This window comes from Blautia sp. MSK20_18 (assembly GCF_020553125.1).
In the GTDB taxonomy this organism is placed as follows: Bacteria; Bacillota; Clostridia; order Lachnospirales; family Lachnospiraceae; genus Blautia_A; species Blautia_A fusiformis.
The window spans coordinates 1-22,512 of sequence record NZ_JAJCGR010000044.1 but is presented as its reverse complement, the minus strand read 5'-3'; the positions used below and the strand labels follow the sequence as shown (position 1 = coordinate 22,512).

At 46.8% G+C, this 22,512-nt stretch carries 17 protein-coding genes, 1 tRNA gene and 1 other RNA gene; 15 read left to right on the top strand and 4 right to left on the bottom strand.

Annotated elements, in window-relative coordinates; all coding sequences use genetic code 11:
- Positions 1–2: 2 nt before the first annotated feature.
- The 10 genes from LI091_RS16285 (at position 3) to rnpB (ending at position 11,380) form a co-directional block, all read left to right on the top strand.
- A tRNA-Leu gene (locus LI091_RS16285) sits at positions 3–87 on the top strand.
- A gap of 289 nt (positions 88–376) precedes the next feature.
- The gene (locus LI091_RS16280; RefSeq protein WP_015525757.1) at positions 377–1,387 is read left to right on the top strand and encodes a deoxyguanosinetriphosphate triphosphohydrolase; all 1,011 of its coding nucleotides are present in this window, start codon (positions 377–379) and stop codon (positions 1,385–1,387) included.
- A gap of 19 nt (positions 1,388–1,406) precedes the next feature.
- On the top strand, positions 1,407–3,200 hold the full coding sequence (gene dnaG / locus LI091_RS16275) for a DNA primase (protein ID WP_021651145.1): 1,794 nt from the start codon (positions 1,407–1,409) through the stop codon (positions 3,198–3,200).
- Between the two features lie 39 nt (positions 3,201–3,239).
- Positions 3,240–4,367, top strand: coding sequence for an RNA polymerase sigma factor RpoD (gene rpoD / locus LI091_RS16270; RefSeq protein WP_021651146.1), 1,128 nt, complete (start codon positions 3,240–3,242; stop codon positions 4,365–4,367).
- Entirely contained in the window at positions 4,360–5,088 is a 729-nt protein-coding gene (locus tag LI091_RS16265; protein WP_320442623.1) for a tRNA (adenine(22)-N(1))-methyltransferase, read from the top strand. Before rpoD ends, LI091_RS16265 begins: the two co-directional genes overlap by 8 nt.
- Entirely contained in the window at positions 5,075–5,857 is a 783-nt protein-coding gene (locus LI091_RS16260) for a Nif3-like dinuclear metal center hexameric protein (RefSeq protein WP_265191358.1), read from the top strand. The genes LI091_RS16265 and LI091_RS16260 overlap by 14 nt, the downstream gene beginning before the upstream one ends.
- A gap of 147 nt (positions 5,858–6,004) precedes the next feature.
- On the top strand, positions 6,005–7,672 hold the full coding sequence (locus LI091_RS16255) for a nucleoside kinase (RefSeq protein ID WP_015525762.1): 1,668 nt from the start codon (positions 6,005–6,007) through the stop codon (positions 7,670–7,672).
- A gap of 215 nt (positions 7,673–7,887) precedes the next feature.
- Complete coding sequence (selD, locus tag LI091_RS16250) at positions 7,888–8,922, top strand: selenide, water dikinase SelD (protein ID WP_331463642.1); 1,035 nt, start codon at positions 7,888–7,890, stop codon at positions 8,920–8,922.
- A 665-nt stretch (positions 8,923–9,587) separates the two neighbouring features.
- Positions 9,588–10,961, top strand: a complete 1,374-nt coding sequence (locus LI091_RS16245; RefSeq protein WP_265191356.1) for a sodium-dependent transporter — start codon at positions 9,588–9,590, stop codon at positions 10,959–10,961.
- A 68-nt stretch (positions 10,962–11,029) separates the two neighbouring features.
- An RNA gene (rnpB, locus tag LI091_RS16240) (RNase P RNA component class A) lies at positions 11,030–11,380 on the top strand.
- A gap of 183 nt (positions 11,381–11,563) precedes the next feature.
- Here the strand turns inward: rnpB and LI091_RS16235 are convergent.
- From LI091_RS16235 to LI091_RS16225, 3 genes are all read right to left on the bottom strand, one after another.
- Positions 11,564–12,001 carry an aspartate carbamoyltransferase regulatory subunit gene (locus LI091_RS16235; protein WP_015525765.1) on the bottom strand — a complete coding sequence of 146 codons (438 nt, stop codon included), beginning with the start codon at positions 11,999–12,001 and terminating at the stop codon, positions 11,564–11,566.
- Positions 11,995–12,918 (bottom strand): aspartate carbamoyltransferase, encoded by a 924-nt coding sequence (pyrB, locus tag LI091_RS16230; protein ID WP_022426605.1) that lies wholly within the window; start codon positions 12,916–12,918, stop codon positions 11,995–11,997. The genes LI091_RS16235 and pyrB overlap by 7 nt, the downstream gene beginning before the upstream one ends.
- 69 nt (positions 12,919–12,987) lie before the next feature.
- The gene (locus LI091_RS16225; RefSeq protein ID WP_022426606.1) at positions 12,988–13,389 is read right to left on the bottom strand and encodes a putative ABC transporter permease; all 402 of its coding nucleotides are present in this window, start codon (positions 13,387–13,389) and stop codon (positions 12,988–12,990) included.
- Between the two features lie 253 nt (positions 13,390–13,642).
- On the opposite strand from LI091_RS16225, the gene LI091_RS16220 reads away from it, so the two are divergent.
- From LI091_RS16220 to LI091_RS16200, 5 genes are read left to right on the top strand one after another with little or no spacing between them, the layout of a single operon-like run.
- Positions 13,643–14,941, top strand: coding sequence for a bifunctional folylpolyglutamate synthase/dihydrofolate synthase (locus LI091_RS16220; RefSeq protein WP_265191355.1), 1,299 nt, complete (start codon positions 13,643–13,645; stop codon positions 14,939–14,941).
- Positions 14,938–16,068 carry a prephenate dehydratase gene (gene pheA, locus LI091_RS16215; RefSeq protein ID WP_021650329.1) on the top strand — a complete coding sequence of 377 codons (1,131 nt, stop codon included), beginning with the start codon at positions 14,938–14,940 and terminating at the stop codon, positions 16,066–16,068. The genes LI091_RS16220 and pheA overlap by 4 nt, the downstream gene beginning before the upstream one ends.
- 25 nt (positions 16,069–16,093) lie before the next feature.
- On the top strand, positions 16,094–17,410 hold the full coding sequence (locus tag LI091_RS16210) for an ATP-binding protein (protein ID WP_044960616.1): 1,317 nt from the start codon (positions 16,094–16,096) through the stop codon (positions 17,408–17,410).
- A gap of 34 nt (positions 17,411–17,444) precedes the next feature.
- Positions 17,445–18,980: a Ppx/GppA phosphatase family protein gene (locus tag LI091_RS16205; RefSeq protein WP_265191354.1), complete on the top strand. Its 1,536-nt coding sequence runs from the start codon at positions 17,445–17,447 to the stop codon at positions 18,978–18,980.
- 16 nt (positions 18,981–18,996) lie between these two features.
- On the top strand, positions 18,997–21,150 hold the full coding sequence (locus LI091_RS16200) for an RNA degradosome polyphosphate kinase (protein ID WP_227588344.1): 2,154 nt from the start codon (positions 18,997–18,999) through the stop codon (positions 21,148–21,150).
- A 127-nt stretch (positions 21,151–21,277) separates the two neighbouring features.
- On the opposite strand, the gene LI091_RS16195 is transcribed toward LI091_RS16200, so the two are convergent.
- A complete protein-coding gene (locus tag LI091_RS16195) occupies positions 21,278–22,441 on the bottom strand; it encodes a ComEC/Rec2 family competence protein (protein ID WP_265191353.1) in 1,164 nt (387 codons plus the stop codon).
- Positions 22,442–22,512: the final 71 nt, after the last annotated feature.

Below are 22,512 nucleotides of genomic sequence, written 5' to 3'. Positions count from 1 at the left end.
ATGCGGAAGTGTCGGAACTGGCAGACGAGCAAGACTAAGGATCTTGTGAGCATTGCGCTCGTGTGGGTTCAAGTCCCATCTTCCGCATGACTTTAAGGCAGAGCTGTGAATCGCAGCTCTGTTTTTGGCTATATGAAAGTAAATTATTGCATGCCTGCACTGGTGAGAAGCTGAAATGGGAAGATCTGCGTGATATATTTGTATTCGTTTCATATACAATAGGATAATTTTGGACATCTTAAGGGCTGATCAGACCGTAACTCCAATATTTTTTGAATTATTTTTTCAGAAAAGAGGAATTTGTGGTTTTGTGTAGAATATAATTAACAGAGGGTATTTTGTCGCCGCTGTTTGTCAGACTGTGGAGGAAATGCTTATGAACATCAGAGAGAGCATGGAACAGAGAGAACGGGAGCTTTTGAGTCCTTATGCTTCTCACAGCGCAGATACCAGAGGCCGGGAGCACCCGGAAGAGGAATGCGATGTGCGGACAACGTATCAGAGAGACAGAGACAGGATCCTTCATTGTAAGGCTTTTCGCCGTATGAAGGATAAAACACAGGTGTTTCTGGCACCACAGGGAGATCATTACCGTACCAGGCTGACACATACACTGGAGGTATCGCAGATCGCCCGGACTATTGCCAAGGCACTTCGCTTAAATGAAGATCTGGTGGAAGCGATCGCTCTGGGACATGATCTGGGGCATACGCCTTTTGGACATGCAGGAGAGAGAGCGCTGGATCAGGTACATCCGGGTGGCTTTGCACACTATAGGCAGAGCGTCCGGGTCGTGGAAGTACTGGAGAAGAACGGAAACGGGCTGAACCTTACCTGGGAAGTCCGCAATGGGATCATGAATCACCGCACCAGCGGAAATCCTTTCACACTGGAAGGACAGGTGGTACGTTTTTCTGACAAGATTGCCTATATCCACCATGATATGGACGATGCCCAGCGGGCAGGGATCATCACAGAAGATGATATTCCTGTCACAATGAGAACTTTTCTGGGCTATACCACGAGAGAACGGCTGAATACTTTCGTACATAATATTATAGAGAACAGTATGGGGAAAGACAGCATCTCCATGTCGCCGGATGTTTTTGAGGCGATGATGGAGCTTCGGGCGCTGATGTTCCGGAATGTCTATGAGAATCCGGTTGCCAGGAAGGAAGAGGATAAAGTGATCCAGATGCTGAGTGAACTGTACGGATATTATACTGACCATCCGGAGGCAATGTCCCGGGAATACAGGGAATTGGTGGAATACCGGGGAGTACCTAAGGAACAGGCAGTATGTGATTATATTTCGGGAATGACGGATCAGTATTCCATGGAGAAATTCAGGGAGATCTATATACCGAGAGCCTGGGAGGTCTATTAAATGGAAAAGAGGGATAAGCATGCGTTATTCAGATGACATCATAGAAGAAGTCCGAATGAAAAATGACATTGTAGACGTGATATCCCAGTATGTGAAACTGACACGGAGGGGGAGTTCCTATTTTGGGCTGTGTCCCTTCCATAATGAGAAGACCCCTTCCTTTTCCGTAACACCATCCAAGCAGATGTATTACTGCTTTGGCTGCGGGGCAGGAGGAAACGTATACAATTTTATCATGGAATATGAGAATTACTCGTTTGGTGAGGCGCTGTCACATCTGGCTGACCGGGCAGGGGTAGAGCTTCCGAAGATCGAGTATTCCAGAGAAGCCAGAGAAAAAGCAGAACAGAGAGCAAATCTTCTGGAGATCAACAAGCTGGCAGCACAGTACTTTTATTATCAGCTCCGGAGAGAAGGCGGAAAGACGGCTTACGGATATCTGACAGGAAGAGGTCTTTCCGAGGAAACCATCCGTAAATTCGGTCTTGGATATTCGGATAAGTATAGTGATGATCTGTACAAATATCTTAAGGGTAAGGGCTACAGTGATGAACTTCTCCGGGAATCCGGCCTGTTCAATGTAGATGAGCGGCGAGGCATGTATGATAAGTTCTGGAACCGTGTGATCTTCCCGATCATGGATGTAAACAACCGGGTCATTGGTTTCGGAGGTCGTGTCATGGGAGACGGCAAGCCCAAGTACCTGAATTCACCGGAGACGAAGATCTTTGATAAGAGCCGGAATCTTTACGGGCTGAATGTGGCCAGGACCACCAGGAAGAATTATCTGATCCTCTGTGAGGGATATATGGATGTGATCGCCATGCATCAGGCAGGCTTTACCAATGCAGTGGCGTCGCTTGGAACTGCACTGACCTCCGGACATGCAAGTCTTGTGAAACGTTACACCAAGGAAGTCCTGCTTCTTTATGACAGTGACGGTGCAGGGATCCGGGCGGCACTTCGTGCAATCCCGATCCTGCGGGAGGCGGGAGTCACGTCCAGGGTAGTAAGCCTGAAGCCCTGGAAGGATCCGGATGAGTTTATCAAGAATGAAGGGGCGGAGGCTTTTGAAAAGCGTCTGGACCAGGCTATGGACAGCTTTATGTTCCGGGTACATATTGCGGAACAGGAATTTGCCATGGATGCACCCCAGGGACAGAATCAGTTTTTTGAGCGGTGTGCCGGGATGCTTCTGGAGCTTTCCGATGAACTGGAGAGGAATCTTTATATAGAAGCCATCGTAAAGGAATATGGCCGCTATGGAGTGGGCACGGAGGATATCCGGAAAAGGGTCAACACGCTGGCTCTGAAGGGGACGCCTGCAGAGAAACGGATCCAGCCAAAGTCCGGGACTCCGGAAACAAAGAAAAAGGAATCCGCCGCAGACAAAGCACAGAAGCTGATGCTGACCTGGCTTGTAAATTATCCGGGTATTTTTGAACAGGTGGAAAAATACATTTCCCCTTCCGATTTTGTGGTACCGCTGTATAAAGAGGTAGCCCAGATGCTGTTTGAACAGCATAAGGAGGGAGAGACCAATCCGGGAAAGCTTCTCAACGCCTTTACAGACAGTGAGGAGCAGCGGGAGGTGGCATCTCTTTTTAACGCCACCATTCATCTGGAAAACGAAGGAGAACAGCAGAGGGCTTTTTCCGATGCGCTGCTGCGGATCAAGGAAGAAAGCCTCAAAGAAAAAAACCGTACCTGGGACCCGTCAGACATGGCCGGGCTTCAGGAACTGATAAAAGCAAAAAAAGAACTGGAAGACCTTGGAAGAAAGAGGCAGCAGCTGCATATTTCTTTCAATTAAGGATAAAATATAAACACTATATGGAGGTATAGAGCACCTATGGAAATGAATATGGCAAAATTCAGCGAGAAACTTGTAGAGCTTCTTGAACTTGCAAAAAAGAAAAAGAATGTGCTGGAATATCAGGAGATCAGCGACTTTTTCAAGGACTCTCCACTGGAAGTGGATCAGATGGAGAAGGTTTTTGACTTCCTGGAGGCCAGCGGTGTGGACGTTCTCCGTATCACAGAAAACAGCGGTGACGAACTCCTCCTTGATAACGATATGGATATGGATGGGATGGAAGATGAAGAAGAGGTAGAGCTTGATAAGATCGACCTCTCTGTACCGGAAGGTGTCAGCATCGAGGATCCGGTCCGTATGTACCTGAAAGAAATCGGTAAAGTCAGTCTGTTAAGTGCAGATGAGGAGATCGAGCTTGCCAAGAGAATGGAAAAGGGGGATGAAGCTGCCAAGAAACGTCTGGCAGAGGCCAATCTCCGTCTTGTTGTCAGCATTGCAAAGCGTTATGTTGGACGTGGAATGCTGTTTCTCGACCTGATCCAGGAGGGAAATCTTGGCCTTATCAAAGCTGTTGAAAAATTTGATTACAGAAAAGGCTACAAGTTCAGTACCTATGCAACCTGGTGGATCCGTCAGGCTATCACAAGAGCCATTGCGGATCAGGCACGTACCATCCGTATCCCTGTGCATATGGTTGAGACCATCAACAAGCTGATCCGTGTTTCCCGTCAGCTGCTCCAGGAGCTTGGACGTGAACCTACGCCGGAGGAAATTGCTGAGGAGATGGACATGCCGGTAGACCGTGTACGTGAGATCCTTAAGATCTCTCAGGAGCCGGTATCTCTGGAAACTCCTATCGGTGAGGAGGAAGACAGTCATCTTGGCGATTTCATCCAGGATGATAATGTTCCGGTACCTGCAGATGCAGCTGCATTTACACTTCTGAAGGAGCAGCTGGTAGAAGTCTTAAGTACGCTTACTGACCGTGAACAGAAGGTTCTCCGCCTCCGTTTCGGACTGGACGACGGACGTGCCAGAACTCTGGAGGAAGTTGGTAAAGAGTTCAATGTCACAAGAGAGCGTATCCGTCAGATCGAGGCAAAAGCTCTGCGCAAGCTGCGTCATCCCAGCCGCAGCCGCAAGCTGAAGGATTATCTTGACTGATAAAAATATATCCGTACAGCTTTCCATGCGTCTTCGTGCCATTGCCGGTATGGTAACAAAAGGAAACCGGCTGGCAGACGTAGGATGTGACCATGGCTATCTGTCGATCTGGCTTGTCAGTGAAAAAACAGTTCCGTCAGCCATTGCCATGGATGTACGTCCGGGACCGCTTTCAAGAGCCAGGGAGAATATTACCCGTTATGGCCTTGAAGATTACATAGAGACCCGTTTGAGCGACGGGCTTGCGAAGCTTGAGCCGGGAGAAGGTGATACCCTGGTGATCGCGGGAATGGGTGGTCCTCTGATGGAAAGGATATTAAAAGATGGAGCGAAGGTCCGGGAGGGGTTTCAGGAACTGATCCTGCAGCCTCAGTCGGACCTTCCTCATTTCCGGCATTTTCTTTCTGAGATCGGCTGGGAGATCGTAAGGGAAGAAATGATAAAAGAAGACGGAAAATTTTATCCTATGATGAAAGCGGTACGTAACAATGCGGGAGAAAAGACTGTTTACACAGAGGAAGAGGCCTGGTTTGGACCTCTCCTTCTGAAAAAATGTCACCCGGTCCTTAAAGAGTATCTTCTACGGGAGGAAATGATCCGTAAGAAAATACTTGCCGATCTTTCCGGGGCAGAGTCTGTTTCCGCAAAAACTCGTCTGGCAGAAGTAAAGGAGGAAATGGAGCTGATCCATACAGCTCTGAAACGATATGAAAGCATATGAACTGATCGAATGGCTGAATGAGCATCATCCGCAAAAATTTGCGGAGGACTGGGATAATGTGGGACTGCTGGTGGGAGATGACCAGAAAGAGATTTCCCATGTATTTCTTGCACTGGATCTTACGGAACCGGTGTTGGATGAGGCGGTGGCTGCTGGTGCGGATATGATCCTTACCCATCACCCAATGATCTTTTCCGGAATCAAAAAGATCAACAATCATACCTTTACCGGAAGAAAGATCCTCCGTCTGATAAAGGAGGATATCCCGTATTTTGCCATGCATACCAATTATGATGTGATCGGAATGGCAGATTTAAGCGCAGATCATCTGAAGCTTCAGGATACAAGGGTGCTTACAGTTACCGATGAATCCGGGGAGCAGCCGGAGGGGTTCGGAAGAGTAGGAAAGCTTTCCCATGTTATGACTCTTGGTGAGTTTGGAAAATATGTAAAAGAATGCAATCATCTTCCGGATGTACGGGTTTACGGTGATCTGGATCGGAAGATCGAGACGGTGGCGATCTGTACAGGAAGCGGAAAGAGTATGATTGGTGATGTAATGGCCGCCGGTGCGGATGTATATGTGACCGGAGATATTGATTATCATACTGCCATCGATACTATGGCAGATGGTCTGGCGATCGTAGATGCCGGACATTACGGTACGGAGTATATTTTTGCGGAAGCTATGGAGAGGGAACTGAATGAGGCATTCTCTGCGCTTAAGACAACCTGCGCCAGTGTGAAAAATCCATATACTGTTTTGTAAAAGCGGATCGCAAAAAGTGCTTGTATTCATGAATATGTAGTGGGACGGAATACGATTATCCGTTTTGGAAAAATGAATCGTGAAACACATGGCTGTCCGAAAAATCAGGCAGCTGTATAAATATGTAAGCCTGTGGAGGGGATCGTTATGGAACAGACAATGATTAAAGTGACCATAAACGGAGAAACAAGGGAATACCCCAAAATGACACCGTATTCTGAGATCATAAGGGATTATGAGGGCAAAACAGAGTATCCGGTGATCCTTGTGACTGAGAACGGAAAGCTCCGTGAGCTTCACAAGAAGCTTCAGCATGACTGTACACTGGGATTTATAACCGCAAAGGACAGTGCCGGTCGAAAAACCTATCGGAGAAGTGCGATCTTTATTCTTTTGAAGGCAATTTTTGATGTAGCTGGAAAAGAGAATGTGGATCATGTTGTGATCCATTATTCTATTGGAAATGCTCTTTATTTTACCATGAAAGGCAGTGCTACCCTGGATCAGGAGCTTCTTGACCGGGTAAAAGTGCGGATGCGGGAACTGGTAGAACGGAAGCTTCCGATCTGCAAACGCAGTGTCAGCACGGATGATGCCGTTTCCATGTTCCACAGGCATCATATGTATGATAAAGAAAAGCTGTTCCGTTATCGGCGGGTTTCCAGAGTGAATATTTACAGCCTGGAAAATTTCGAGGATTATTTTTACGGATTTATGGCACCAGATACCGGCTATGTGAAGTATTTTGATCTGCAGCTTTATGATGAAGGCTTTGTGCTGATCCTTCCGAGACAGAAGAACCCGGATGTGCTGGAGCCTTTTGAACCCCAGGCTAAGATCTTCCATGTGCAGAAGGAATCGGAAGAGTGGGGCGATAAGCTGGATGTTGCCACTGTAGGAGATCTCAATGACCGGATCACAAGAGAAGGTGTGCAGAGCCTGATGCTGATCCAGGAGGCACTTCATGAGGCCAAGATTTCTTCGATTGCCGAGGAGATCCGGAGAAGGGGAAATGTAAAATTCGTAATGATCGCAGGCCCGTCTTCTTCCGGAAAGACCAGTTTTTCTCACAGATTATCTATTCAGCTTTCTGCTCATGGTCTGAAGCCGCATCCCATTGCTGTGGATAACTATTTTGTGGATCGTGAACATACGCCGCTGGATGAATTCGGAGAAAAGAATTATGAGTGTCTGGAAGCCATTGACACGCAGCAGTTTAATGAAGATATGCTGAATCTCCTTTCGGGAAAAACCGTGGATCTTCCTACATTTAATTTCAAGACCGGATGCAGGGAATACCGGGGAGACCAGCTTCAGCTTGGAAAAGATGATATCCTGGTCATCGAAGGCATTCACGGGCTTAATGACAAGCTGAGTTATGCTCTTCCAAAAGAGAGTAAGTTTAAGATCTATATCAGTGCGCTGACACAGCTGAACATTGATGAGCATAACCGGATCCCCACAACGGATGGAAGGCTGATACGCCGAATTGTCCGTGATGCACGTACACGTGGAACTTCCGCAAAGGATACCATTGCAAGGTGGCCTTCTGTACGGAGAGGCGAGGAGCAGAATATTTTTCCGTTCCAGGAGGAAGCAGATGTGATGTTTAATTCAGCTCTTGTGTATGAGCTTGCCTGCCTGAAGGTTTATGCGGAACCGCTGCTTTTTGGAATTGACAAGAGTGAACCGGAGTATCAGGAGGCGAAGCGGCTTTTGAAGTTCCTGGATTATTTTGTGCCGGTGCCCAGTGAAGGCGTTCCGTTTAATTCGCTTCTGAGGGAGTTTATTGGCGGTAGTTGTTTTAATGTATAAATTAATTGTATGAATAAAAAAAGCTATGTGTAGATATAAGGCTCTATGCAATGCAGATATCGGTTGGCACAAAGATGAGAAGATTAGGATTTCTCTGTGCATAGGATCTGTGGTGTGTGGAGCCTTTTGAGTGTGAATCGGAAAAGTTAAAGTCTTCTGTGGTGCTGCGGATGGATAACGGGATTTACAGGGCTTAAAGGAAAGGGAAAATGATCATGAAAGAAAAAGTACAACTGACAAAACTGGCTCCAAACTGTGGCTGTGCAGCTAAGGTAGGACCGGGGACTCTGGCGGGAGTTCTTGGAGGGCTGCCAAAGTTCTCTGATCCGGATCTTCTGGTTGGAACAGACACTTCGGATGATGCTGCCGTTTATAAGGTTTCCGAAGATCTGGCACTGATCCAGACACTGGATTTTTTTACTCCGGTGGCAGATGATCCTTATGATTTCGGGCAGATCGCGGCGGCAAATGCATTGAGTGATGTATATGCCATGGGTGGAACTCCGAAGACAGCTTTGAATATTGTGGCGTTTCCGAAGGATATGGATGTGGAGATCCTCGGGGAGATCCTGCGTGGTGGTGCAGATAAGGTGATGGAGGCTGGTGCGGTTCTTGCCGGTGGCCATACGATCCAGGATGATACACCAAAGTATGGGCTCAGTGTGACGGGTTTTGTAGATCCGAGGAAGTTCTGGAAGAATTTTGGAGCGCAGACCGGGGATAAGCTGATCCTGACGAAGGCGCTGGGTGCGGGGATCGTGAATACGGCGATCAAGGCGGATCTGGTGACGGAAGGTGCACGTAAGGCGGTTTTGGCTTCCATGAAGAAACTGAACCGGGATGCCTGTGAGGTTTTTAAAGACTTTGAGGTTCATGCCTGTACGGATGTGACGGGGTTTGGTCTTGGGGGACATGCTACGGAGATGGCTGTGGCCAGTGACCGGACGGTTGTGATCGATACGGAGAAGCTGCCGGTGCTTCCGGATGTGAAGGAGTTTGCTTCTATGGGATTGATTCCGGGTGGGGCTTACAGGAATCGGGAGTTTGCTGAGAAAACCGGAGTGAAGAGTTCGGCGGTACTCTGGCGGGAGGATCTGGTGTTTGATCCGCAGACTTCTGGGGGATTGCTGGCGGCGGTTCCGGAGGGGGATGTGCCGGAGATCATGAAGCGGCTGGATGCGGCTGGTCTGCAGGCTGGGGTGATCGGTGAGGTTGTGGATCGGCAGGAGTGGACGTTGGAGATCCGGTAGGAAATTAATTTACGAACGAATGTTTGAACGATAACGTCAGAGTGGATGGTTGCGTAGGGGGGATACTGCTGGGGAAAGTGGTGGTAGCAGAATGACGGACGACGGACGCCTGGGGGAGAGGATATCGGTCTGGGCAGGGACTCCGTCGGGGGATACTACTAGGACTCCGTGAGTCGGCTAAAAGCATTGCGGCAGGGCCAGAACTCGCCGTTGGCTCAGACAGCTGACCCTGCCGCAATAACGCCGACTCCCGCAGCCCAAGTAGTTATCACCCCTCCTCCGCAGCAGCCCAAACCGATATCCTCTCCCCCAGGCTGGTGCATCCAACTGGTAGGAAAAACATAAAATGTGCGGAGAGTATGGTTGTGAGATGCAGAGAAGGAAAGTTACTGCTCACTGGTAATATTACGCGAGGTGTTTTTTGTGAGCGAAGGTCACAGAAAACCCGAGCCATACTGTGCGAATTTATGTGATTAGCATAAATTCTGAGCATCGCGAAGCGTGTTATTGAGAATGGAGTGAACAGTAATTCAGGAAATATAGGCTCTGCATTTTTTTAATATATTGTTTGCCTGAGGGATAAAAGCATGGTATTATCATATGAGCGGAAATTGAGAAGACATAAAGAATATGAAAAACAAATATGTGACGGGAAAGGAAGAATTATGGAGAAACATAAACATGAGAGGAGTACATTTTCCGGGAAGATTGGATTTGTACTGTCTGCAGCTGGTGCTTCGGTAGGGCTTGGGAATATATGGAGATTCCCTTATCTGGCGGCAAAGTACGGCGGTGGAATTTTTTTACTGATCTATATCATTTTGGCATTGACCTTTGGATATTCTATGATCGTGGCAGAGACAGCTCTGGGACGTATGACAAAGAAAAGTCCGGTAGGTGCGTTTGGAACTTTTGGTAAATCAAAGTGGCTGTCTTTGGGCGGTTGGATCAATGCGATCATACCGGTTCTGATCGTGCCGTATTATTCCGTGATCGGTGGCTGGGTAATTAAATACCTGGTGGAGTATGTAAAGGGAGGCAGTCAGACTCTTGCCGAAGACGGATATTTTTCTGCTTTTATAGCGGATGGATTTTCTACAGAAACCTGTTTCATGTTTTTTACACTGCTTACGTTGGTGATCATTTATGCAGGTGTGCAGAATGGCGTGGAACGAGTTTCCAAATTAATGATGCCGATACTGGTATTCTTGTCTGTGGTCATTGTCATTTATTCGGTAACGAGGCCAGGAGCACTGGAAGGTGTGAAATATTTTCTGATACCAAATATCAAAAACTTCTCCTGGATGACAGTGGTTGCGGCAATGGGACAGATGTTTTATTCTCTGTCGATCGCGATGGGTATTCTGGTAACTTTTGGTTCCTATATGAAAAAGGATGTATCTATTGAAGGTTCTACACAAAATGTAGAAATTTTTGACACAGCGATCGCAATGATGGCAGGTCTGATGATCATTCCGGCAGTGTTTGCATTTTCCGGTGGAGATCCGGATACGTTACAGGCGGGACCGGCACTGATGTTTATTACGATTCCGAAGGTATTCGCAAGCATGGGATTTGGAACTCTGGTTGGAATCCTGTTTTTTGTACTGGTTCTCTGTGCAGCCTTGACCAGTTCTATTGCACTGACTGAGAGTGCAGTATCTACTTTTCAGGATGAACTGAAATGGGGACGCAAGAAGGCGACAGTATTTGTCGGAATTATCATGGTTGTTCTCGGAAGTCTTTCTTCTCTTGGCTATGGTCCTCTGGCGTGTGTTAAGATCATTGGAATGCAGTTCCTTGATTTCTTTGATTTCCTGACGAACTCTGTCATGATGCCGATCGCAGCGATTGCTACCTGTCTTCTGATATCCAGAGTAGTTGGTACAAAGAAGATTGAAGAGGAAGTACTGCAGGAAGGTGGTACTTTCCGCAGAAAAAGAATCTTTAATTTTATGATCCAGTATCTTTGCCCAATCTTTGCGGCGATCATTCTTTTCAGTTCTGTGGCAAATGCATTTGGATGGATTTCCATGTAAAAGACATAGGAGACCAAGAAAATTCCAACTTTACAAGTCTATACACCTGTGTTAAAATAGCAGGTGCGCAGCCAGGCCAGGTGATCGCGGCTGGACAGACGAAAGGGTCCAGACGAGGAAAGTCCGGGCTTCACAGGGCAGGATGCCGGATAACGTCCGGTGGAGGTAACTCCCAGACCAGTGCAACAGAAATAAACCGCCCCGTTTTGCGGGGTAAGGGTGGAAAGGCAGTGTAAGAGACTACCGCCGCTGTGGTAACAGAGCGGGCACATGTAAACTCCATTCGAAGCAAGACCGAGAAGAAAGCCATACGGCGGCCCGTCGTGCTTTCAGGTAGGTCGCTGGAGCCTTCTGGCAACGGAAGGCCTAGATAGATGATCACCCAACGACATAACCCGGCTTATCGGTCTGACTGTGTATGATAATAAGTACATAATAAAAGCAACTGTATTTTGCAGATATGTTCTGTAAAATATCAGTTGCTTTTTTGTAAAAAACTTTTCTATGAAAACACAGCGCCCAGTTCCCGCTTCGATATTCAGGCCTTCGCAGGAGCCGGACGCGTCCGGTTGTCAATAATTCTCGCAGGAATCCTTGAATCCCTATTTATTCCGTTTACCTCTATATTTCTCCTCGCAATACTTACACCGGTAAACCTCATTCTCTTCATCTGCAAGAACAAAAATCTGATCCAGTCCCTGCTCGATGGAAGTAATGCAGCGAGGATTCTTGCATTTGATCACGTTCACAACCTGCTTCGGCAGCTTCAGCTCTTTCTTTGCAACGATCTTTTCGTCCTTGATGATATTTACGGTAATATTATGATCGATAAAACCAAGGATATCCAGATCCAGATCCTCGATGGGGCATTCAACCTTGATGATATCCTTTTTTCCCATTTTCTGGCTGCGGGCATTTTTGATGATAGCAACCGTACAGTCCAGCTTATCCAGCTTCAGGTCATGATAGATCGTCATTGCCTTGCCGGCTTTGATATGATCCAGAACATAACCCTCACGAAGAGCACCTACGTTTAACATGGCAGTTCCACCTCCAGTAATGTAAGAATCAGGGCCATACGGACATACACACCATACTGGACCTGTTTGAAATAAGCGGCACGTGGATCAGAATCCACTTCAACAGAAATCTCGTTAACACGTGGGAGTGGGTGGAGGACATACATATCCTTCGGTGCAAGCTCCATTTTCTGTTTGTCCAGAACATAGAAATCTTTCATGCGGACATAATCCTCTTCGTTGAAGAAACGTTCCTTCTGAACACGGGTCATGTACAGGATATCCAGATCCGGAAGTGCATCCTCCAGACGTTCCTCCTCGACAAACTCGACATTGTTGCGTTTCAGAACATCCTCACGGATATAGCTTGGAATACGAAGCTCCTCCGGAGAGATCAGAACAAATTTCACATTTTCATAACGGACCAGAGCCTCGATCAGAGAGTGAACGGTACGGCCGAATTTCAGGTCACCACAGAGGCCGATGGTAATATTGTCAAGTCTGCCCTTCAGGGAGCGGATAGTTAAAAGATCGGTTAATGTCTGGGTAGGATGCTGGTGGCCGCCATCACCGGCATTGATCACCGGAATATTGGATGACATAGAAGCTACAAGCGGAGCACCCTCTTTCGGATGACGCATAGCACAGATATCTGCATAACAGGAAACAACGCGAATAGTATCGGCAACGCTTTCGCCTTTGGATGCGGAGCTGGAATCAGCAGAAGAAAAACCGAGAACCTTTCCTCCAAGATTCATCATGGCTGCTTCGAAACTTAAACGTGTACGTGTACTTGGTTCGTAAAACAATGTCGCAAGCCTTTTATCATCACAGGTATGCGCATACTTTTTTGGATTTTTCCCGATGTCGTCGGCGAGATTCAGAAGCTTATCAAGCTCTTCAACCGAGAAATCCAATGGACTCATTAAATGTCTCATGTTGTACCTCCAATTATTTACTGGAAATAAGATTCCTTCCAGTTATCATATAATATAACTGTGAGATTTTCAAGAGACTTTCCGAGGATTTTGTCGAAGAAGCCATTCGAAAAAGAGACCGGTAAAAAACCACAGAGGAGCATAGTCCAGTCGGATCACTCCTTTATACTGAAGCGGAACATGAGAATAATCCCAGGGACAGATGTGAAGCTTCTGAAAAAAAGATCCGCTTAAAAATTCCACGAAAAAAATCCCGCAGCTGTAAATGATCCCCCGTACCATAACCGGAAAGCGGGCAAGCTTGTAGTAAGCCGGACGGATCAGTGCTGCAAGTCCGTAAACAGGGAACATCAGAAGAGAGGTTTTGCCCATCATAGTAAAATGTCCGGTGACAAGAGAGTGCAGTCCTGTCCATAAGATCTCCAGACACCAGCCTGTAAAACCACACAGAAAAAAATCCTTCTTTTGCATTTTAAAGCTCCTTCTCATCAGCAGAAATCCTGCGCTTTCCGGAAAAATGTCAGTTTAACTGAATTAAGAAAGTCCCCTGCGGGGCTGCGAATATCCGCCTGGACTTTAAATATATTTAACGTGGAAAAGCGTCTTTAATAGCCTTCCCTGCCTTGAAAAAAATATACACGTGGGTTATAATGAACAAAATTATTACTGCAAAGTGAAAAAGCAGTAATGGATCATCAACACATGCGGAAGGAGAAAACAGACGATGAATTATGAAGAAAGTCGTGCCTACATCAGAGCTGCGGAATTGAAAAAGGGAATTGTTCTGGGACTGGAAAATATGAGAGAACTGATGAGGCGGCTTGGAGATCCCCAGGATGAACTGAAGTATGTTCATGTAGCGGGAACTAACGGAAAGGGTTCTGTGATCGCATATCTGTATTCCGCTTTATCAGGTGCAGAATACCGGGTCGGAAGATATATTTCCCCGGCGGTCTATTCCTACAGAGAGAGGATGGAGGTTAACGGAGAACCTGTCAGCAGAGAGAAATTTGCAGCATATGTGACAAGGATCGCGGAGGTGATCGATGAGATCGTAAAAGAGGGAAAACCGCATCCGTCAGTATTTGAAATTGAAACTGCAGCCGCATTTCTTTATTTTCGGGATGAGAAATGCGATCTGGTATTAATGGAAGTTGGTATGGGCGGTGATCTGGATGCCACCAACATTATAAGTACTACAGTTCTTTCCATTCTGGTATCCATCAGTATGGATCATACGGCATTTCTTGGAAATACCCTGGGCGAGATAGCAGAAAAAAAGGCCGGCATCATTAAACCGAACAGTCATATGGTAACTGTAAAACAGCAGCCGGAGGCAGAGGCAGTCATACGAAGAATATGCGCAGAACAGAATGTGCCATACGAGGCAGCAGACCAGGACAGCGCAGAGGTACTGGAAGCATCCATAACCGGCCAGACCTTTCTTTATAAAGGAGAAAAATATACAATATCCCTGGCAGGTGCCTATCAGAAGGAAAATGCGGTGGCAGCGCTCCGGGCACTGGAAATCCTGAATGAACAGGGATATCCCACAACACTGGTCCAGAGACAGGATGGATTGAAACGTACCACCTGGCCGGGAAGATTTGCACTTCTCGGGACAGAACCGGATTTTGTGGTTGATGGAGCTCATAACCCTGCAGCGGCAGACATGCTGGCTGCATCCATTGAACGGTATTTTAAGGGAAAAAGGATCATCTACATCATGGGAATGTTCCGTGACAAGGATTACCGCAAGGTCATCCGGAAAACAGAAAAATACGCAGATACCATCCTGACGATTGCGGCACCGGATAACCCCAGGGCTCTGACCCCGCAGGAGCTGGCAGATGCGGTGCGGGAATTTCATTCTGATGTAAGGCCCTTTGACAACATCGAAGCCGCAGTGGCAGAGGCCTATCAGCTGGCAGGAAAAGAGGATGTGATCATTGCTTTTGGTTCCCTGGCGTTCCTGGGGGATCTTACAGAAATTATCAGGAAACATAACGGAGGAAACCAATGACGGATTTGGAAAGATACAGAGACGAGATCGATGAGATCGACAGTGAGATCGTACGTCTCTTTGAAAAACGAATGAAGGTGAGTGAGGAAGTCGCTGAATATAAAATAAAAACTGGTAAGCAGGTACTGGATCCGGCACGTGAGAGCCAGAAGATCCATACGCTGAAAAACAAGGCCCACGGGGACTTTAACAGCCTCGGCGTGCAGGAGCTTTTCCGTCAGATCATGGCCATCAGCCGTAAGAGACAGTACCAGCTGTTGACAGAGCATGGGATTTACGGAGAGCGCAATTTCACAACTGTGAAGCATGTTCCCCTTGAAAACGCAACGGTTGTGTTTCAGGGTGTAGAGGGAGCCTACAGCTATGCGGCTATGCGGCAGTACTTTGGGAAAAATATCGAAAGCTACCATGTAAAAACATGGAGGACAGCTATGGAGGATGTAACCCATGGCAAGGCCGATTATGCGGTACTTCCTATTGAGAATTCTACTGCAGGTATCGTGGCTGATATCTATGACCTTCTTATGGAGTACAAGCTGTATATCGTAGGCGAGCAGATCATCCGTGTGGATCATGTGCTTCTGGGCATGCCGGATGCACAGATAGGGGATATCAGGGAAGTCTGCTCTCATCCTCAGGGGCTTGCCCAGTGCAAGGCATTTCTGGAGGAAAACCCTTCCTGGAAAAAGAAGGAAGTGGAAAACACCGCAGGCGCGGCCAAAAAGGTCAGTGAGGTGGGGGACAAAGGCGTGGCAGCTATCGCAAGCCGTGAGGCTGGTGAGGTATTCGGTCTGAAGGTCCTTGCAGAAAATATCTGCAGAGAAAAAGCAAACTCTACACGTTTTATTATTGTAAGCAGGAAACCGGAATACGAGGAAAAGGCCGGGAAGATCAGCATCTGTTTTGAGCTGCCTCATGAAAGCGGAACTCTTTACAACATGCTTTCACATATTATCTACAACGGACTGAACATGACCAAAATTGAATCCCGTCCGATTCCGGGAAAATCCTGGGAATACCGTTTTTTCGTGGATTTCACAGGGAAACTTGGCGAAAGCGCTGTGGAGAATGCGTTAAGAGGAATCGAGGCAGAGGCGAATGTTCTCCGTGTTCTTGGAAATTATTAAGATACAGAGGAGTTAAATTATTATGTTGGCAAGAATTCAGGAATGTATCCTTTACCGTGGATTTTCAAACGGTGAGATACTGGACGATATGACAGAACTTATTAATCTTTATGAAGCAGATGAAGAAGCACTCAAGGCAAGAGAAGACCAGTTTTTCAAAAGTGTCAACGGGCTGGTGGAGCTGGCAGGAATGTACGGTTTTTCCGGAAATATCTGGCATACATATCTTACCTTCCTTCTGGTAAATCATGAGAACGCTTTCAGTATGGCAAGCGAGATACGAGGAGCGATCAAGGGCAGCATTAACGACCTAGCAAAAAATGATTTCCAGATTTTCAAGGAATTGTATGATTTTGACATCACGGTCTTTGATAAAGTGTTCGGAACTGTATGCTGCAGGGTGATCTGTGATTACCAGACACCGGATGAGAACAGCAAGCTCTTTAATACCAGGATCCGTGACCGTATCTGTCAGATGAGCAAAACCCTGGCAGCAGCCACCACAACCGAAGAATTTATGGATGATATGGTATCCTTCTATAAAGATTTCGGTGTTGGCAAGCTTGGTCTCCATAAGGCATTCCGTATCGGCCACGATGAGGAGGGAAAGGTGGAGATCCAGCCTATCACAAGGATCGCACATGTGAAGATCGATGATCTGGTAGGATATGAGATCGCCAAGAAAAAGCTCATTGATAATACAGAGGCATTTGTACAGGGGAGAAAGGCGAACAACTGTCTGCTCTTTGGTGATGCGGGAACCGGTAAATCTTCCAGTATCAAGGGAATCCTGAACCAGTATTATGATCAGGGACTTCGTATCATTGAGGCCTATAAGCATCAGTTCCAGGATCTTAATGAAGTCATCGCCCAGATCAAAAACCGTAACTATCGTTTTATCATTTATATGGATGATCTTTCCTTTGAGGAATTTGAGATTGAATATAAATACCTGAAAGCAGTGATCGAGGGCGGTCTTGAGAAAAAACCGGACAATGTCCTGATCTATGCCACAAGCAACCGGCGTAATCTTGTCCGTGAGCGTGCCACAGATAAGCTGGAGATCGCAGATGACAATGATCTGCATTCCTCCGACACCGTGCAGGAGAAGCTTTCACTGGTATATCGCTTTGGCGTCCGTATCTACTTTGGCAAACCGGACAAAAAACAGTTCCAGGAGATCGTCCGCACACTGGCAGCCCGTTATGGAGTTACCATGCCGGAGGAGGAGCTTCTTCTGAAAGCCAACCAGTGGGAGATCTCTCACGGCGGACTGACCGGACGTGCAGCGCAGCAGTTTATTGATTACATTGTGGGAACAGAGGAAGAAAAAAAGAAATAGTTTACCTGTGTATTGGGGGAAAGGATGAAAAACTATGGCGGTGACAACCTTTGCAGCAATTGATATAGGCTCCTATGAAGTCAGTATGAAGATCTTTGAAATGTCAAGGCGGATCGGCTTCCGGGAGATCAATGATGTCCGTTACCAGCTGGAGCTGGGCCGTGGAACTTATGCTGCAGGACGGCTAGAGATGGAGACTGTAGATGAGCTCTGCGAGATCCTTAATGATTTTAAACGCATGATGGCTGAATTTGGGGTAGAAAGCTGGCGTGCGTGTGCAACAAGCTCTCTCCGTGAGCTGGAAAATCCGGTGATCATCCTGGAGCAGATCTATCAGAGAACTGGTATCCGGGTAGAGATCCTGAGTAATGCGGAACAGCATTTTCTGGGATATAAATCCATTGCTGCCATTGAATCCGGCTTCAAAAAGGCTATTCAGAAGGGGACGGCGATCCTGGATATCGGAGGAGGAAATCTGCAGATCTCTCTCTTTGACAAAGATGCTCTGGTGCTGACCCAGAGTATCCGTATGGGAAGTCTTCGTATCCGCGAACGTCTGAAAGAACTGGAGAAAACAACTCCACATTATGACCGGCTGATAGAGGAATTTATCCGAAATGATCTGATAAGCTTTCAACGTCTTTATCTTAAGGACAAGGAAATCTCCAATCTGATCCTGATGGGAGATTTTCTCACAGATACGATCTTTCAGGACAGATCCGGAGAGAATATCATCACAAAGGAGGAATTCCTGAAGAAATACGAGACCATTGTAAACATGTCCGATCATGACCTTGCCGAATCCATGGAGTTGGAACCGGAATATGCGTCTCTGATCGTGCCGAACATGGTTATCATCCGAAATTTTATAGAAATCTTTCAGGCAGAAGCACTCTGGATCCCGGGTGTTTCTCTTCTGGACGGGATTGCCTATGACTATGCGGAAAAAAACAAATATCTGAAAAGTGTACACAATTTTGAAAATGATATCCTGGTGGCATCCAGGAACATTGCCAAAAGGTATTCCAGCGGAAAGAACCACATTGCAGGAACTACCGATGTGGCACTGGATATTTTTGACAGCACAAGGAAGATCCACGGCATGGGAAAACGTGAACGGCTTCTTTTGCAGATTGCAGTTCTTCTTCATGACTGCGGAAAATATATCAGTATGAGTGAGGTGGCAGAATGCTCTTACCGGATCATCATGGCTACGGAAATCATAGGTCTTTCCACAGAGGAGCGGCAGGTGATCGCAAGTGCGGTAAGGTATAATACCAGAGAATTCGGCTGCTACAAAGAAATCAACCGTGAAACATCCATGAGCAGGGAAAATTATCTCCTGACTGCGAAGCTGACCGCGATTCTCCGCCTGGCCAATGCTATGGACAGAAGCCATTACCAGAAGGTAAAAGCGCTTAATGTAACCTTAAAAGACAGGATTCTTTACCTGGTGGTGGATTCCGCAAGGGATGTTTCTCTGGAACTGGGGCTTCTGAAAGATAAAAAGGAATTTTTTGAAGAGGTGTTTGGAATCCGGCTTGTAATGAGACGGAAGGGAAGAAGATAACGGAGGAGGTTTTTGTATGAAATTTAAGGAATTTGACAAACCGGAATATTTTGTAAACAGAGAGCTGAGCTGGATCAAATTTGATGATCGTGTGCTCAGTGAAGCCAGAGACAAAAATCTACCTCTGTTTGAGAGACTGAAATTTTTGAGTATCACCTCATCCAATCTGGATGAATTTTATATGGTCCGTGTTGCATCCCTAAAGGATCAGGTTCATGCAGGGTACAAAAAAACAGATATTGCAGGAATGACAGCCAAGGAACAGCTGAAAGCCATCAGCCGGCAGACACATGATCTTGTTCACGTACAGTACAGTACATTAAACCGGTCTCTGGTCCCTGCACTTGAAAAAGCAGGACTTCATGTGATCTTTGAGCACGAGGCATTTTCCGAGAAGCAGAAAGAATTTGTGGATCAGTATTTTGAAGATAATGTATATCCGGTCCTGACACCAATGGCAATGGATTCTTCCAGACCGTTTCCTCTGATCCGTAATAAAACGTTGAATATCGGAGCACTTCTTTCCAAAAAAGATACTAAAAAAGGAAAAGAAGAGATTGATTTTGCCACTGTACAGGTGCCTTCTGTACTTCCGAGAGTAGTGATCATTCCATCTGAGAAAAAAGGCCATACAACCGTAACACTTCTGGAACAGATCATTGAGCGCAACATCGACAAGCTGTTCTTAAGCTATGATGTGATCTGTGCCCATCCGTACAGGATCATGCGTAATGCGGATCTTCCTATTGACGAGGATGAGGCAGAGGATCTTCTGGTTGAGATCCAGAAACAGCTGAAAAAACGCCAGTGGGGAGAGGTGATCCGCCTGGAAGTGGAAGATAAGATGGATCCGCGGCTTCTGGATATTCTGAAAATGGAGTTTCAGGTTCATGGAGATGATATCTTTTTTATCAACGGACCGCTGGATCTGACCATGCTGATGAAGGTTTATGGTATTGACGGATACGATCAGTTCAAGGAACCGAAATACAAACCGGCAGCAGTGCCTGCATTTCAGAATGATAAAGATATTTTCCAGGTGATCAGGGAGGGTGATGTGTTCCTGCATCATCCGTATATGAGCTTTGATCCGGTGGTGAATTTTGTGCGTCAGGCGGCAAAGGACCCGGATGTACTGGCAATCAAGCAAACCCTGTATCGCGTCAGCGGCAATTCACCCATCATTGCGGCACTTGCTCAAGCCGCAGAAAACGGCAAGCAGGTTTCCGTTCTTGTAGAGCTGAAAGCACGTTTTGATGAGGAAAACAATATCGTCTGGGCAAAAATGCTGGAAAAGGCAGGCTGCCATGTAATCTATGGTCTGGTGGGCCTGAAAACACACAGTAAGATCACTCTTGTTGTGAGAAGAGAAGAAAACGGGATCCGCAGATATGTGCATCTGGCAACCGGAAACTATAACGATTCCACAGCCAAGCTTTATACAGACTGTGGTATATTTACCTGTGACGAACGGTTTGGAGAGGATGCAACTGCTGTGTTCAATATGCTTTCCGGATATTCCGAGCCGAAACGCTGGAATCGCTTGATCGTTGCACCGATCTGGATGAAGGACCGTTTTGTAAAAATGATCGAAAGAGAAGCGGAGCATGCGAAAAGGGGAGAAGAGGCTCACATTGCGGCAAAGATGAATTCTCTGTGTGACCCTGAGATCATTGCAGCGCTGTATTATGCTTCTTCCTGTGGTGTCAGGATCGATCTTCTGATCCGCGGCATCTGCTGCCTGAAGGTGGGCATTCCGGGTATCAGCGAAAATATCCACGTGCGTTCGATCGTCGGTAATTTCCTGGAGCACAGCCGTATTTTCTATTTCCGCAATGGCGGTTCCGATGAAATCTATATGGGAAGTGCGGACTGGATGCCACGTAACCTTGACCGTCGTGTGGAGATTGTTTTCCCTGTGGAAGATGAGCGGATCAAGGAAGAGATCATGCATGTGCTGGATCTGGAATTCCGTGACAATGTAAAAGCACATATCCTGCAGCCCTCCGGTTTGTATGAGAAGCAGGACAAACGTGGCAAGACGCTGATAAATTCCCAGATGGAATTCTGCAGGGAGGCTACCGAGCGGGCAAAGGCAGCAAAAAAGGAGAAAAAAGAAAAGAAGAGAGTTTTCGTACCGGCTGAACCGGCGGAGGATATTATAAAATAGTAAAAGAAAAGGACAGCCTGTCATATCAATTTATGATACAGCTGTCCTTAAATAATGTTCTCAAAGATTATCCATATTACGTCAATACTGCATGATATTCAGAAAACCTGACAGCATGCGGACGTTTCTAATAACACTTCTTGCAGGCTTTATACCCTGCAGCTTCCGCCTGGGAGCGTGTCATTTCTGTGGCATTATCCGGATTCATATTTCCGCAGTTAGGGATCCGGTGGTACTTGCTTCCGGTAGCGGAGATCCAGACCATATCACCCACTGGCTCCGGATCGGCCTGCACTCCGGTCTGAGGATCTGCAGCAGCCGAATCAGAAGATCCATAGCCGGACGCACTGGAATCCTTATAAGCGGAGGAAGGCTGTGTGCCGGTATCCGATTCATCTCCAGCAGAATAATCATTACAGGGACTCTGGTTCCACTGGATATTGCTTCCGTCGCTGACTGCGATCACTGTACCCTGCTCATCAGTACGAAATACCTGTATTCCCATATCCGCAAGCTTATCCATGGTATCCTTATGAGGATGTCCGTAGGAATTGCCGGCGCCGCAGCTGATCACTGCATATTCCGGAACAGTCTTCTGAAGCAGATCCCAGGTGGTGGCAGTGGCAGAACCGTGATGTCCCGGAACGATCACATCGCAGGAAAGATCAAGTCCCAGATCACAGATCGCTTCCTCCCCGGCAGATTCTGCATCCCCGGTAAAAAGAAAATGGTTATTTCCGTTTTCCAGCCGGATCGCAACAGAATTGTCGTTATCGTTGCTGCTGATCGATTGAGGAGAAAGAACCGTAAATTTCCCGCCTCCGAAAGTAAAATCCGTTCCGGGCTCCGGATGCTGCACAGTTAATCCCTGAGCGGCAACACTGTTTTCAAAAGATTGATAGATCTTTGTATCCTGTACATAATCTGCACCGATCACATTTTTTACGGAAAAGCTGTCCAGGCATCCTACAAGACCAGCCACATGGTCCTCGTCATAATGGGAGGAGATCATATAGTCAATGATGGAAATATTCTGTTTCTGCAGATAGGAAACCACGAAACTGGAATGTCCTCGGTCACCGCCGTCATACAGGAGATTCTGCCCCTGTGACTGGACCAGGATCGAAAGCCCCTGCCCTACATCCAGAAAGTGTACAGCCATTGTTGTGTCAGCAGAAGCAGCCTCGGCTGTGTAAGCAGCAGAGGGAACTCCTGCGACTGTTAGCAGAACAAGCAGCAGAGAAAGAAAAAATGTCTGCAGCTTTCTGCGAAAAGAATGTTTGTGATGCATGAGAAGTCACCCCTTATCTACTACAATATATTTATGGTTAATATCCCTTACAGCCAGTAAGGATTTATCCA